This window comes from Pseudomonas sp. DR 5-09 (genome assembly GCF_001655595.1).
Taxonomy (GTDB): Bacteria; Pseudomonadota; Gammaproteobacteria; order Pseudomonadales; family Pseudomonadaceae; genus Aquipseudomonas; species Aquipseudomonas pharyngis.
This window is the reverse complement of sequence record NZ_CP011566.1, coordinates 2,905,641-2,920,649: the sequence shown is the minus strand read 5'-3', so window position 1 is coordinate 2,920,649 and position 15,009 is coordinate 2,905,641. Positions and strand designations below refer to the sequence as shown.

Sequence of the window (15,009 nt, the reverse complement as noted above, 5' to 3'; positions counted from 1 at the left end):
CGGCAGACGGTCACGCATGAACGGACAAGCCGTTCAACGACCAGATTTTCCACAGGAGTCATCCGATGAAACAGCACATTTTAGTGATAGGCGCAGGGTTTGGTGGAGTCTGGAGCGCCTTGAGCGCCGCACGTCTGCTGGACCAGCATGATCGTAACGACGTGCAGATCACCGTCCTCGCGCCCCAGGCAGAACTGCGCATCCGTCCGCGCTTCTACGAGCCGGATGTCCACAACATGAAAGCGCCGCTGGGTGAGCTGTTCGATGCGGTCGGCGTGAAATTTGTCAAAGGCATCGCCGACAGCATCGACACCGCCAGCAAGCAAGTGACCTACAGCGATGCCTTCGGCACACAAAGCACGCTGAGCTATGACCGACTGGTGTTGGCCGCCGGCAGTCGCGTGATTCGCCCACCGCTCAAAGGCATGATCGAACACGCCTTCGATGTCGATCAGATCGAAGAAGCAGCACGCCTCGAAGCCCATATCAAATCGTTGAAGGACCAGCCGTCGAGCGCTGCGCGTAATACCGTGGTGGTCGCCGGTGGTGGTTTTACCGGGATCGAAACCGCCACCGAAATGCCGGCCCGCCTACGTGCCGCACTGGGTGACGATGCGCCGATCAGGGTCATCGTGGTGGACCGTGCGCCGCAAATCGCCGCGACGCTGGGTGACGGTATTCGCCCGTCCATTGTCGAAGCGTCCCGAGAGCTGGGCATTGAATGGGTAGTCGATGCCTCGGTCGCCTCGGTGGATGCCAGCGGCGTGACTTTGGCTGACGGCAAACGGATCGAGTCCAACACCGTCATCTGGACTGTTGGCTTTCGCGCCAGCCCGCTCACTGAACAGATTCCGGGCAGCCGTGATCCGCAAGGTCGCCTGCACGTCGACGGCCACTTGAAAGTGCTGGGGCACGTGGATGTCTTCGCTGCCGGCGACGTCGCTTATGCCGCTACGGATGATCTCGGAAACTACGCCGCGATGTCCTGCCAGCATGCGATCAGCCTGGGCCGTTATGCCGGCAACAATGTGGCCGCTGACCTGATCGGTGTCGCACCGGTCACCTACCGCCAGCCCAAGTACGTGACCTGCCTTGACCTCGGTGCCTGGGGCGCGGTGTTCACCGAGGGCTGGGACCGTCAATTGAAACTGGTCGGGCAAGAGGCCAAAGACCTCAAGACTCAGATCAACACCGTGTGGATTTACCCGCCGGCCGCCGATCGTGCAACCGCACTGGCCGCGGCCGACCCGTTGATTCCGGTGGCCTGATCACCCGACGGTTCACACTTCCCTATCGCTGCGCATTCCCAGGCGCCCGCCACGGTTTTTTTGGCGGGCGCTTTTTTTATGCAGAACTTACAAAGCGTCGGGCGGCAATAAACGGCACTCTAGCGTTGAGTCGATGGCTCCGCTGCCAGAATGTCTTCCAGAAAGTCGATGAACACATTGATACGACTGGAGCCCCGGTGATTGGGCAGGTACAACGCATTGATGCAGCAGCTCGCATTACCGGGGTTGACTTCATAACCCTCCAGCAGCCGCGTCAACCGACCGGCCTCGACATCGGCGCGCACCAGCCAGTCGGCCAGCAGGGCCACCCCGCGCCCCGCCACCGCCGCTTCGCGCAGGATGTCGGCGTTGTTGCTTTGCAGGCGGCCATGGACATTGAGCTGGATGGTTTCCTCGTCGCCCTGGAACGTCCAGTGCTGGTGCGAACCCGCGTAGTCGAAGCGCAGGCATTGATGCTCGAGCAAGTCTCGCGGATGCGCCGGCACAGCGTGAAGGCTGAGGTAATCCGGACTCGCCACAATCCAGCGCTGGAAGCCGCCCACGCGCTTGCTGACGATATCGTCACTGACCACAGATGATCCCAGTCGCACCGAGACATCGATCTGCTCGCTCAGCAGATCGCTGACCTGATCGCTCAACGACACACTGATTTCAAGCCCCGGATGGCGGTCGAGCAATTCCCCCAGTTGCGGTGCAATGATCTGCCGGCCGAACTCCACCGGCACGCTGATGCGCAAGCGTCCCTGCGCCTCGCTGCCACGGTCGGCGACAACCGCGTCGGCCTCATCGATGGCATCGAGAATGGCCAGCGCTTTCTCGAAATAGGTTTGGCCGGCGACCGTCACGCTGGTGTTGCGTGTCGTGCGGTTGAGCAGGCTGGCGCCCAATTCGTTTTCCAGCCCCGCCACCTGGCGCGTCACTGAAGAGGTGGAGATGCCGAGTTTGCGCGCCGCCGAGGAATAACCACCGCAACGGACGGTTTCAACGAACATCTTCAGTGCCAGCAACTTGTCCATAAGTGGAGCCCGATCGAAAGGAAACGGTGATGATTGTGCATCACCGTTCGCCAATCGTCTTGTAGGACCGTGCTTCATCGGACTCAGCGGTGCCTGCGGTTCACGCATCGGCCTTGCGGCTCAGGAACAGCGCCAGGGCCAGCGCCGGCAGCAACGCCACGGTCACGGCGGACAGGTTCCAGCCAAAATGTTCGTAGAGCGGACTGGCGACCAGCGATCCCAGAGCACCGCCGCCGAAGATGCTGGTCATGTACACGGCATTCAGCCGGGCCCGGCTGTGCGGATCGAGGGCGTACACCTCGCGCTGGCCGAGCACCATGTTCAGTTGCACGGCGAAATCCAGCAGCACCGCGCAAACCACCAGCCAGACATAGCTGCTGCCCGGCAGCGCGGCGATCAGCAACGAGGCTGGCGCCAGCAACAGTGCCACGAGCGTCCCGCGCCGACCGTGCCCGGCATCGGCCAGTCGCCCGGCGATCGGCGCTGCGACCGCGCCGACAGCGCCGACCAGGGCAAATATCGCCACCTGTGCCTGACTGAAACCGTGGTGCCGCATCAGCTCAATCGGTGCGAGGGTCCAGAACAGGCTGAAGCTGGCGAACAGCAAGCCCTGATACAGCGAACGCTGGCGCAGAACCGCGTGCCGACGGGCCAGCGCAAACACCGAGCCGATCAGCGCCACGTACGTCGCCTGATGGCTCGGGACGCGGCGCGGCAAGGCAATCGCCGTGATAAGGGCGATGACGGCCATCAGTGCCGCTGCGCTGAAAAACACCCCGCGCCAGCCGAACACCTCCACCAGCAGACTCGACAGTGGCCGCGACAGCAGAATGCCCAGCAACAGGCCACTCATGATGTTGCCCACCACCCGGCCACGGCTCGCCTCGGGCGCCAGGTGCGCGGCCAACGGCACCAGGATCTGCACCGCCACCGAAGTCAGGCCGATCAGCAACGACAGGACAAGGAACATCGACGGCGAATGCGTCAGGCCGGCGCACAACAGCGTCACGCTTGCCGCCAGGGTAAAGCCCACCACCAGCCGACGGTTTTCCATCAGGTCGGCCAGCGGCACCAGCAACAGCAGGCCCAATGCATAACCGAACTGCGTGAGTGAAACGATCAGACTGGCATTGGCACTGGACAGGCCGATCTGCGGCGCGATCAGTTCGACGATCGGCTGAGCGTAATAAAGGTTGGCCACGACCGCGCCGCAGCAGAATGCCAGGAACGCGACCATCAGGCCGGAAAGAGAAGCGGATGTTTCGGCCTTGGCCGCCGCTGCCGGATTGCCCGTAAGCATGATGACACCTCGATGAGTTTGGAAAAGTGACGCCAAGGCTAAGGGGCGCACAGGCCTTCGAGTATCCATCCCAAAGGCAATTGAGTGATGCGCCAAATGCAACGACCCTCGGCGTTGCACTTGGCGCAACGTGCTATTGCGCGGTCCGGCAATACTCGGACGTATGCACCTTCTCTACCCTTGGGCACCTGGCGCAGGGCTTTGCATCGGCGCCCTTCCCCGGTCGTTCAAGGAGTTGTCGAAGATGCCGAATCCGTCCCTCACGCCCACCGCGTGCCTCTTGGGCAACCGCTCATGAACGGCCATTTCATGAGATCCAGAGCGCTGTGGGTCAGCGCGGCAGCCCTCGCGTCGATCGGTGCAATCGCTGCCTTGGCGCTGATGTGGCGGCCGGCAATTGCGCCGGTCGAACGCCCGCAAACCTTCGACTCCGCACAACTGCAACGCGGCGCGCGCGTCGTCGAGGCGGGCGACTGTGCGGTGTGTCATACGCGTCCCGGCGGCCAATACCTGGCCGGTGGATTGCCGCTGGTGACGCCGTTCGGCACCCTCTACAGCACCAACATCACCCCGGATCCACAGACCGGCATCGGCCAATGGTCGCTGCCGGCCTTCGAGCGGGCGATGCGTGAAGGGATCTCCCGCGACGGGCACTTCCTGTACCCGGCCTTCCCTTACGTTCATTACCGGCGCATGAGCCAAGACGACATAACCGACGCCTATGCGTACCTGATGAGCGGCCCGGCCGTGAGCTCGCCGCCACAACAGAACCGCATGAACTTCCCGATGAGCATCCGGCCTCTGGTGTCGTTCTGGAACCTGCTGTTTCTGCATGGGAAGCCGCTGACGCCACTGGCGCAGCAATCGCAGGCGTGGAATCGCGGACGTTACCTGGTCGAGGGGCCCGGTCACTGCGCGGGCTGTCATTCGCCGTTGAACCTGATCGGCGCCGAGAAATCCGGCGAAAACCTGGCCGGCGGCAGCGTGGATGGCTGGGACGCGCCGTCACTGCTGGGCATGGCGCACCGGGCAAACCCGTGGAGCAGCGAGCAACTGGTGAGTTACCTGCGAGCCGAAGTGGTCGACGGACACGGCACGGCAGCGGGCCCGATGCGCCCGGTCAGTCTCGGTCTGGCGCGCTTGCCCGTGGAAGATGCCCAGGCGATTGCCGAATACCTGCTGAGTCTGCCGGCGAAAACCGCGATCAACGAAATTCCGAGCGCCAGCGCTGAACCTGCGGATCGATCCTCTGGCGCGCTGCTGTTCGCCAGTGCCTGCGCCGGCTGCCATGCCCAAGGCGCGCCGATGCGTGACATCGACGGCCGCCCGGCACTGGATCGCACCTCGGCTCTGCAGGCCGCCAGCCCGCGCAATTTTGTGAAAACCGTACTCGAAGGCATCCCGGCAGAACCCGGCCAGCCCGGTCCGGTGATGCCCTCGTTCGCCGCCAGTCTCGATAACACCCAACTCAACGCCCTGGCCGTCTACCTGCGCCATCAGGCCAGCCCCGATCAACCGTGGACCGACCTTCCTGCCACCCTCCAAGCGCTACGTCAGGAGACGAAATGACTCAGATCACCCTCAACGTCAACGGATCTTCCCGGGCTCTCGAGCTGGAACCGGACATGCCGCTGCTCTATGCGCTGCGCAATCACCTAGGCCTGAACGGCGCCAAGTACGGGTGTGGCCTGGGCCAATGCGGCGCCTGCACCGTCATCGTCGATGACCAACCGGTGTTTTCCTGCCTGACACCCTGCGCCGGCCTTGAAGGCAAAAAGGTGCGGACGGTCGAGAGTCTGGGCACGGCCGAACGCCCCGGCACTCTGCAGCAAGCATTCATCGACAAACAGGCCGCTCAATGCGGTTACTGCATCGCCGGCATGTTGATGCGTGCGCAGTCACTGCTCGAAAGCAATCCGCATCCCGACGAGCAGACCATTCGCGAACACATGGCAGGCAACCTGTGCCGCTGTGGCACGCACTTGCGCATCATCGAGGCGATCAGCCTGGTCGCCCGGCAAAACGGGAGTGCGCAATGACCACGATCAATGAGGTCGATCAGAGTCGCCGTGCGTTCCTGCGCGGGGGCGCGTTGCTGGTGGCGTTTGCTTTGGTGCCGGTCTCGCGCCGCGCCCTGGCTGACACCGAAGTCGATACCCTCGGCACGGTCGTCCTGGCGCCGGACCTGCCCGGCAGCCTGCGCACCAACCCCTGGCTCGATGCCTGGATCCGCGTCGGCCACGACGGCATCACCGTCTACACCGGCAAGGTCGAACTGGGCACCGGGGTCAAAACCGCGTTACTGCAAATTGCCGCTGAACGGCTGGAGGTCGCCCCCACAGCGATCAACCTGCTCACCGCCGACACCGCACTCACGCCGAACGAAGGCTACACCGCCGGCAGCCACACGATTTTCGACAGCGGCACCGCGCTGTTCAACGCGGCGGCGCAAGTGCGCGAGATGCTGCTGGAATCGGCCGGGCGCAGCTGGAACGTTGCGCCGGCGCTGCTGACGACTCGCGACGGCATCATTCTCGGCCCGACCGGGCAACGCATGTCCTACGCCGACGCCGTGCAGCAGGTCGATCTGCACCGCTACGCAAAATCCGCATCGCCCTCGATGCCGCCGGCGTCGTTCAAGCTCATCGGCCATTCGCTGCCACGTCTGGATATCCCGGGCAAAGTCAGCGGCGGCGCCGCGTTCGTGCAGGACATTCGCCTGCCGGGCATGCTCCACGCCCGGGTCATCCGCCCGCCGCGTCCCGGCTGCACGCTGGAAGCCATCGATATTGAATCGATCAAGACGCTGTCCGGGGTGGTGCAGGTGATTCGCGACGGCAATTATCTAGCCGTGGTAGCGCGGGACGAATGGCAGGCGATCAAAGCCATGCGTCACGGATACGCCTCCGCGCGCTGGAGCGGCGGACAGGCGATTCCCGAATCGCGCGACATCCACACCTTGCTTAAACGCCTGCCGTCGCGTCGTTATCCGATCAGCCATGAAGGCACGCCCCAAGGCGCGACCGACAACGAATATCGCGCCCGGGTGACCAAGCAATACCTGATGCATGGCTCGATCGGTCCGTCCTGCGCCGTGGCCTGGTTCAAGGACGGCACCCTCACCGTCTGGACCCACACCCAGGGCGTGTACCCGTTGCGTGCCGGAATCGCCGAGATGCTGCGGCTGCCACCCGAGCGCGTGCGCTGCATCCACACCGAAGGCTCCGGCTGTTACGGCCACAACGGCGCAGACGATGCCGCGGCCGATGCGGCGCTGATTGCCATGCGCGTGCCGGGCACGCCGGTGCGGGTGCAATGGATGCGCGAGCAGGAAAACCTCTGGGAGCCCTACAGCTCGGCGATGATCAGCGAGGTGCAAGCCAACCTTGACCCACAGGGTCGGCTGCAGGACTGGAACTATGAGCTGTGGACCACGCCGCACAACGAACGCATCGTCAACGCCGGGCGCTTGCTGCCCGCACGCCTGCTGGCCCGGCCGTTCGCTTCCGCACCCTCGGTGCCGATCGCTCAGCCCGAAGGCGACGGCGATCGCAACGCGGTGCCGCTGTACACCGTGGCCTCCTCGCGGATCGACATGAACTTCGTCACCGAGATGCCGTTTCGCACTTCAGCCATGCGCTCGCTGGGGGCGCACATTAACGTCTTCGCCATCGAAGCCTGTATCGACGAGCTGGCCGCCAAGGCCGCAGTCGATCCGGTTGCCCTGCGCCTGGCACACCTGACCGATCCTCGGGCACGGGCGGTGGTGGAAAAGGTTCGCGATGCCGTCGGCTGGCCGCAAAAAAGCAGCGAACCCGGCGCAGGCCTTGGCTTCGCCTTCGCGCGCTACAAAAACATCATGGGCTACTGCGCCATCGCCGTGCGTCTGCGGGTGCATCCGCAGACCGGCGAAGTGCAGATTGACCACGTCGTCACCGCAGTGGACGTGGGGCAGATCGTCAGTCCCGATGGCCTGCGCAACCAGGTCGAGGGCGGGATCGTGCAGTCCACCAGCTGGACGCTGTATGAAAAGGTCGCCTATGACGCCGGCGGCATCCGCAGCTACGACTGGAGCGGCTACCCGATCCTGCGCTTCTCGCAAGTCCCCAAAAAGGTCGACGTTCACCTGCTCGACCAGCCGGGGCAACCGTTTCTGGGGGCCGCCGAAATCGTCCAGGGTCCCATGGCGGCCGCCATCGGCAACGCCGTGGCGAATGCCACCGGACGGCGCTGGCTCAACCTTCCCCTGACCCGCTCGCAACAGCCTTCCTGAACCGCGCCACGTTGCATTTCACGCAATGCAGCGTGGCGTCGCGTGTGGATTATCAAGCACCGGACAGCCGCTTAACGTAGGGCCATCCGGTGTCGGACCCAATGTCCGACACCGTCCACCTACCTTTTCCGAAGACTGGAGAACCCCCATGACACAACAACTGTTCCGTCCCATCGCCCTCGGCCCCTACACACTTCCCCACCGGGTGGCGATGGCGCCGTTGACTCGCTCCCGTGCCGGGCAACCGGGCGACATCCCGACATCCATGAACGCCGAGTACTACCGCCAGCGTGCGAGCGCCGCGCTGATCATCACCGAGGCGACGCAGATTTCCCGTCAGGGCCAGGGTTATGCGTGGACGCCTGGCATCTACAACGACGAACAGGTGCAAGCCTGGCGCGAAGTCAGCCGCCAGGTACACGAGGCTGGCGGCTTGATCTTCATGCAGCTGTGGCATGTGGGCCGCGTATCGCACCCAAGCTTTCAACCGGACAACGCACTGCCGGTGGCGCCGAGCGCATTGCCTGTACCGGGCAAGACCTTCATCGTCGATGCCGAGGGCAACGGTGTCTGGGGCGACGTGCCAGTGCCGCGTGCACTGCAGGCTTCGGAAATCGCCGACATCATCAACGACTACCGCCGCGCCGCACGCAATGCGCTGAAGGCCGGGATGGATGGCGTGGAAATTCACGCCGGCAACGGCTATCTGCTGGACCAGTTCATCAACAGCAACAGCAACCAGCGCACCGACGGTTATGGCGGCACCCTGGAAAATCGCGCGCGCCTGTTACTGGAAGTGGTGGCGGCCGTGGTCGACGAAGTCGGTGCCCACCGTGTCGGCGTGCGCCTGACGCCCATGGGACGCTTCATGGGCATGGGCGATGAATCGCCGGAAGCCACATTCGGCTACATCGTGCGCTCGCTGAACCGCTGGAAACTGGCGTATCTGCATCTGGTCGAGCCGGCCGTGGTCGGCACCGTCAAGGACGAGAATTTCGACCCGCGCTGGGACGTGATCATCGGCCAGTTGCGTGATGCCTGGGATGGCGTGCTGATGATCGCCGGCGGCTACGACCCCGAGTCGGCGGAACAGGCCCTGGCCGACGGTCGCGCCGACATTATCGCGTTTGGCCGACCGTTCCTCGCCAACCCCGATCTGCCTCGGCGAATCCGCGAAGGCCTGACGCTCAACGTACCGGACCCGAGCACGTTCTTTGGCGGCGATCAGCGTGGTTACGTTGACTACCCGACCCACGCCTGACCCGCTGACCGCAGGGGGCTGACCGAGGGAATTTAATAACTCTTCAGGATTGTTTAAGGACTTTAAAGGGCGTCGACGCAGAGACTTTGCACAACGATAAGGAGAGCAAACATGAGCCCGCAATCGCTGATTTCCGACCATCCACGCCCCCTGATGCGCCCGCTGGGATCGTTGACCAGTTGGCAGGAACGTCGCGCCAAGGAACTGATGCTCAGGGACCTGAGCCGCAGCGCGCGCATCAGCGAGATCGCCGGCCTCTGCAATCTTTCGCGCAGTCATTTTTCCCGTGCGTTCAAAAAGAACACCGGGTACTCACCGCAGGAGTGGTGGCTGAGGATGAAGATCGAGAAAGCCAAAAGCCTGCTGATCACTTCGATGCCGATCACCGAGGTCGTCTACGAATGCGGGTTTTCGGACCATTCGCACTTCACCCGCACCTTCAACCGCCTCGAAGGCATGCCGCCCCGAGAATGGCGCCGTGCCTTCGTCGCCGCCCGCGCGCCCATCGCGCTTCAGTTGCCTGCCATCGAACTCGACGCTGCACTCTGGAGCGTGCACAACGCTGGGCGCGCCCACCCCTCGCACGCTTGACCTGACCGAACCTGACGTTACCCGCTCCTCCCCTTTGGCCGCTGATGCGGCCTTTTTTTATTCGGCGCCAGCCGGTTCCAGCGGCAGGTCGAAACTGAGTCGGGCACCCTGCTCGCTGTCCTCGATCAGCAACGTTCCGCCATGTGCGCCGATCACTGATCTGCAGATGGCCAGGCCCATTCCCATGCCGCTGCCCTTGGTGGTGTAAAAGGCATCGAATACCTGCTCGCGCTGAGGCACGCCAATCCCCGGCCCGTTGTCCTGGAACGTCACCCGCACATGACCTCCCCTGACGGTGGAGCTGATGACGATGCGCCCATCCGGCACCCCGGCGCCGGCGATCGCCTCCATCGCATTGGTGATCAGGTTGTACACCACCTGCTGGATCTGCACCGAGTCGACCCACACCTGACATTGCGCTTCGAGTCGGGTGTGCAGGGCAACGTTGCGGTTGGCCAGTTCGGTCGCCGTCAGTTGCACGACGCCACTCACCAACTCGTCGATCTGCACCGGCAAGCGCTTGAGCGGCGCCTGCCTGGCCAGTGCGCGCAAGGCCTGGACAATGTCGGCGGCCCGCGTGCTGTCCGAGCGAATGTCTTCCAGGCCCTGAATCGCCTCGTCCAGATCGGGTTTTTCACGCTTGAGCCAGCGCAGGCTGGCCGAGGCATTGGACTGAATGCCAAGCAGCGGCTGACTGATCTCGTGAGCGATAGAGGCTGAAAGTTCGCCCATGACCTTGAGGTGCGAGTTGCGCGCCAGTTCGGCGCGAGAGCTGCGCAGATCCGCTTCCATCTGCGCCCGCAGGCGGTTGTCTTCCACCAATTGCGCATACAGCCGGGCGGTCTCCAGCGACACCGCTGCCTGGGAGGCAAGAATTTCCAGCATGGTCAGCCGTTCGGCACTGAACAGGCCGGGCACCAGGCTGTTTTCCAGATAGACCAGACCAATCAACGTGCCTTGTCTGAGCAGCGGCAGGCACAACATCGAGCGGGTCTGCCGCCGACGCAGATCGGCGCCATAGGCTTCCGGGCAATCGACCCGCACATCGTCGAGCATCAGGGGCGCACGGGTACGCATCGTTGCATTGAGCACCGACGCAGGCGCCAGCGCCTCGAGCGCCTGATCGCTGTCCAGCGCAATCAGCAGATTGCCGGCTTCCATCGACGCGGCGGCCGCCAGGCGCAGGTCGCCTTCAGCGACCATCATCAGCACACCTTGGTCAGCCCCGGCCTGAACCATCAGGTGGTTCATCAAGGTCTCGACCAGCCGATCCAGCAAGACCTCCTGGGACAGTGCCCGCGCGGCCTCGATACCCGCCTCCAGGTCCAGCCGGCCCCGGTTGATCGGTTGTGAAGGTTGCGAAGCGGGTTCCGTGCGCAGAAACGGATGGCGTTTTTCCAGTTGCCGCGCCTTGGCGCTCGCCCCCCAGAGGTCGTAGCAATCCCGGGCAAAACGCAGGTGGTGATGAGCCCCCGAAACCAGCTCATTGGACATGCAGACGTCGGCCAGTTGCTCGTGCGCCAGTGCCTGTTCGTGAACGAAACCGGCGGCGGCCGCTGCGATCTGCGATTGATCGAAGCAACGGATGGCAATCAGGTCCTGACCGCGCAAGCGCGCGATCACGCCCTCGATCAACAGCAGTTTGTTGCGGAACGTCGCCGGATTGAGCGCGGCCCATGCAAGAAATCGCTGGCGTTGCTGCTCAAGCACTTGCAGCTTTCGCTCAACGTCACCCGGCACTTGCGCACTGGCCAGTGCGAGGCTGCGAAAGAGATGGTAATCGGCAAGATTGATATGCGCCGGAATGGACCAGGCCACCGTCGCGGCGTCTTCGAAACGCCGCCAGGCATACAGCGCATCGCCTGCATAATAGGCCGACATGCCGGAATACAGCCACGACAGGAACAACGTCGACTGCGAAACGCAGGCGCGATCGATGGGGCCGAAACGGTCGTGTTCCACGCCCTCCAGTTCAGACAGTGCCCGCACGGGGCGACCGTCACGCAGGTCGATGGCGAACGCCTGCTGCGCCAGCAGAATGCGTTCGATATCGACGTAATTGAACTGCCTCACCCAGGCCAGACCGTGCTCCAGTTCGTCCAGCACCTTTTGCAAGGGTTCGCCCATGAACAGCAAGTCGGAAACAATGTGATTGCAGGCATAGCAGGACATGCCCAGGTCACCCCCGGCCTGACCGCACTCGAACGCCGCGAGCGCTGTCTGCCGGGCATACGCCATCGGCCGGGTCCATGGGCTGACCTGATCGAGCGCCACCAGGGTGCCTGTGCGGCCGGCCTCATAGCCATGCAGGTCAGTCAGTTTCAGGGCGACTTGCGCAAATGCCAGTCCGTCCACGTATTCGCCGAAACGCTCGGCGATCATCACGCCAAACCACGCAAATCCGTAGCCACTGCTTGGCGTAGTGCCGTGCTCGAGCGTGAGTTCGACCATTTTCGCCAGGTGCAGCAAGCGGAGATCGTCATCGACGAAGAACGAAGGAATCAATGTGCCGAGCAGCTCCATGGCCGCCTCGATCTGCGCATCCTCAGCCTTGGGCAAATGAACCAGATCGGCGATCGCTCGCGTGCCGATCAGGTCGCGCACCTGCGCAAAGGCCCGGGTCAGATGGTCCTCGGGAGGTTTGCGTTGCAAGGTGATGCCCAGCAGCGCCAGGCCGGTCAAAGCCTCGGTGATCGCCCCTTCATAGTCGGAGTGCAGCGTGCGCAACGTGGCACGCAAGCGATAGGTTTTCGCGCGGTCCGCGTCCGTGAGCGCGTGGTTCAGGCAATCATCGAGACGTCCCCGGGCCCCCGCCAGATCCGCCAGCAGCATCGCGCACTCGGCAGCCAGCCACGTGCTGGCGAACGCTTGCGGATAGAGGTGGGTCCAGCCGCTCTGACCGAGCAGGCGTCCGGCCGTCTGCAGATAATCCGCCGCCAGTTGCACGGCGGCCGAATCCCTCGCGCGCTCGGCAGCCTCGACCAGGACATCAATAAACGCGGCGCGCTGCGGCTCCGTCAGTGCTGCATCGTCGACACGCTGAATCTGACCGGCAATCTCGAATACGCGCTCATGGGCCTGTTCGCCCCACAGGTCCAGCATGGCAGCGGCGATGCGCGCATGCTCACTGCCACGCCCCACCGGCGAAGGCAGCTGACAGGCCGCCTCAAGCACCCGGTCGTGGCCGAACACCAGTTGCGTGCCGGCGCGCAGCAGTAATCCCCCATCGACCAGACTTTGTACATCGCGCGCCAGTTGCACCGAATCAAACGGCAACAACTGGCCCAGCAGCGACTCGTCACAGCGACCGCCGATGTAACCCGCCGTGCGCAGGACGTCTCGTTCGGTCAGTGTCAGCCGGTCCAGTCGCTGTACCATCAACTCCGCGACGTTGTCGGCATAGCGATAGCTGTCCACATCGCTCTGGTTCCAGACCCAGCGATCCGCCGCCGCGTCGAAACGCACCAGACGCTCATCGATCAGCGCCCGCAACACCTGACTGACGAACAGCGGATTGCCGGCCGTTTTCAAATGCACGACCTGGGCGAGCACTTCAATGCTGGCGGGATCGGTGTCCAGTTCTGCGGCCAGCAGTTGCGCGACGGCGGACACCGACAAGGCGCCCAGCGTGATGTGAATACCGGGCAATGCCTGTTCGCCGCGCAGCACGTCGAGTATGGCGTCCTCCCGCGCAAAGGCCTTCGACCCACTGTCCCGGTACGCCAGGATCAGTACCAGATGCCGCGGTGGCCGGGCGAAGAAAGCGCGCAGAAACGCAAGCGTCGAATCGTCCGCCCACTGCACGTCATCCACGAAAAGCACCAGCGGTCGCCCGGGCTGAGCAAACACGTCCAGCGCATCGAGCAGCGTGCGATTGACCCGTTCAAGCGCATGCCGGGCGGGCATGTTGGGTAGTTCCGGCGTGGCACCGATCACCAGTTCGGCCTCGGGGGCCAGATCCACCAGGATCTTGCCGCGCCCCTTGAGCCGTTCAATCAGTTGCGCGCCGAGGGTTTGCAGTTCCAGTGCGGGTTTGCCCAGCAACTGAGTCATCAGCGAGCGAAAGATTTCCGCCAGCGGCGCATTGGGGATTTCCTGCTGCAACAGGTTGATCTTGCCGCTGGCCCAATAGCCGGGAACCAACGGCCGCACGCCCTGATGGATCAGGGTTGACTTGCCCGCCCCCGGTGTACCGCCCACCCACAGCACGCGGGCGATACCGTCGCTGCGCACCTGACTGATCTGCTCGAGCAGTTGTGCGCGCTCCGCCTCCCGACCAAACAGCACCGGGTCGTCAGCAACGGATGGCAGTGCATCGAAGGTGCCCAGCCTGAAAGCCTTCACATGGCCATGCTCCAGCCATTGCTGATGGCACCAGACAAGGTCAGTGGCCATCGACTCCATGCTCTGATAGCGAGCGCCCGGCTCCTTGGCCAGGCCTTTGAGCAACACGCGACAGAGGCCTTCCGGCAGGTCGGCGACGTGCACGGCCGGCGATGCCGGCTGGACCGCGGCATGCACATGCCGCCAGTGCGAAGGGTCGCGCGCCGTCAGGGGCGGCTGGCCGGTCAAGGCGTGATAAAGAATGCTCGACAGCGCGTAGACATTGCTGCGCTCATCGAAACCGGCGCCATCGCGCCGAACCTGCTCGGGGGCCAGGTAGGGCCAGTGCTCCAGCGCAGGAAGCTCGGCGACGGCGCCCGCCTGCTCGTCGGTGTGATAACCCAGAAGGCTCACCGAATCATCGGCGCCCACCCGCAAGTGCCAGGGCAACAGATTGGACTGTCGTGCGCCGGCCTTCCCGGCATTGACCAGCGCATGGGCCGCCGCGACCGCGATGGCAAGCAAGCGGCCCGGCGGCAGGCCAGGCTGACCGAGCAGATCAGACAGGGCCACGCCCGTCTCGGGGTAGACCAGCAACGGCCCTTCTGCCGAACGGATGAAGGCGACGGGACGGATGGCCCAGGCTGAATCAGGACGCAGATGAAAGTCCCGTTCCAGACGCTTGCCCACGTCAGGACGCTGGATCGGTGCGCGAGCGGCCAGCCAGCGGGAGTCCGACCGAGGATCGTGGATGGTGAACCAGGTCAGGTCGTTTTCCCGGCGCAGCAGCTCGAATGCACAGCCCTCCAGCCAGGCGTCATCCGGCACGACATCCGGGTTGCAGAGGGCTGGAGAGGAGGAAAGTCTGCCGGGCATTCGCTGTCACCGCTCATTATTCGTTTCAGGCCTGGCGCAGGAGTATACGCAAGGCTCTGGCGCCGAGGTTTCGTCGTGAC

9 protein-coding genes are annotated in these 15,009 nt (G+C 63.9%); 6 read left to right on the top strand and 3 right to left on the bottom strand.

Translation table 11 applies throughout. The features are described 5' to 3' along the window. Positions 1 to 65 precede the first annotated feature (65 nt). The gene (locus PDR5_RS12980) at positions 66 to 1,268 is read left to right on the top strand and encodes an NAD(P)/FAD-dependent oxidoreductase (protein WP_064596034.1); all 1,203 of its coding nucleotides are present in this window, start codon (positions 66 to 68) and stop codon (positions 1,266 to 1,268) included. A 119-nt stretch (positions 1,269 to 1,387) separates the two neighbouring features. On the opposite strand, the gene PDR5_RS12975 is transcribed toward PDR5_RS12980, so the two are convergent. Next, a complete protein-coding gene (locus PDR5_RS12975) occupies positions 1,388 to 2,305 on the bottom strand; it encodes a LysR family transcriptional regulator (RefSeq protein WP_064596032.1) in 918 nt (305 codons plus the stop codon). 100 nt (positions 2,306 to 2,405) lie between these two features. Further along, positions 2,406 to 3,605 carry an MFS transporter gene (locus PDR5_RS12970; RefSeq protein ID WP_064596030.1) on the bottom strand — a complete coding sequence of 400 codons (1,200 nt, stop codon included), beginning with the start codon at positions 3,603 to 3,605 and terminating at the stop codon, positions 2,406 to 2,408. A gap of 309 nt (positions 3,606 to 3,914) precedes the next feature. On the opposite strand from PDR5_RS12970, the gene PDR5_RS12965 reads away from it, so the two are divergent. The 5 genes from PDR5_RS12965 to PDR5_RS12945 all read left to right on the top strand — a co-directional run bounded on the left by PDR5_RS12965 (position 3,915) and on the right by PDR5_RS12945 (position 9,730). Next, complete coding sequence (locus PDR5_RS12965; protein WP_064596025.1) at positions 3,915 to 5,174, top strand: c-type cytochrome; 1,260 nt, start codon at positions 3,915 to 3,917, stop codon at positions 5,172 to 5,174. After that, a complete protein-coding gene (locus PDR5_RS12960) occupies positions 5,171 to 5,644 on the top strand; it encodes a (2Fe-2S)-binding protein (protein WP_064596021.1) in 474 nt (157 codons plus the stop codon). The genes PDR5_RS12965 and PDR5_RS12960 overlap by 4 nt, the downstream gene beginning before the upstream one ends. Further along, complete coding sequence (locus PDR5_RS12955; protein WP_064596017.1) at positions 5,641 to 7,878, top strand: xanthine dehydrogenase family protein molybdopterin-binding subunit; 2,238 nt, start codon at positions 5,641 to 5,643, stop codon at positions 7,876 to 7,878. The genes PDR5_RS12960 and PDR5_RS12955 overlap by 4 nt, the downstream gene beginning before the upstream one ends. 148 nt (positions 7,879 to 8,026) lie before the next feature. Next, positions 8,027 to 9,139 carry an alkene reductase gene (locus PDR5_RS12950; protein WP_064596014.1) on the top strand — a complete coding sequence of 371 codons (1,113 nt, stop codon included), beginning with the start codon at positions 8,027 to 8,029 and terminating at the stop codon, positions 9,137 to 9,139. Positions 9,140 to 9,250: 111 nt separating this feature from the next. Then, positions 9,251 to 9,730, top strand: a complete 480-nt coding sequence (locus tag PDR5_RS12945) for a helix-turn-helix domain-containing protein (RefSeq protein ID WP_064596011.1) — start codon at positions 9,251 to 9,253, stop codon at positions 9,728 to 9,730. 57 nt (positions 9,731 to 9,787) lie between these two features. Here PDR5_RS12945 and PDR5_RS12940 read toward each other — a convergent pair whose 3' ends face one another. After that, entirely contained in the window at positions 9,788 to 14,929 is a 5,142-nt protein-coding gene (locus PDR5_RS12940) for a trifunctional serine/threonine-protein kinase/ATP-binding protein/sensor histidine kinase (protein WP_237233840.1), read from the bottom strand. Positions 14,930 to 15,009 lie beyond the last annotated feature (80 nt).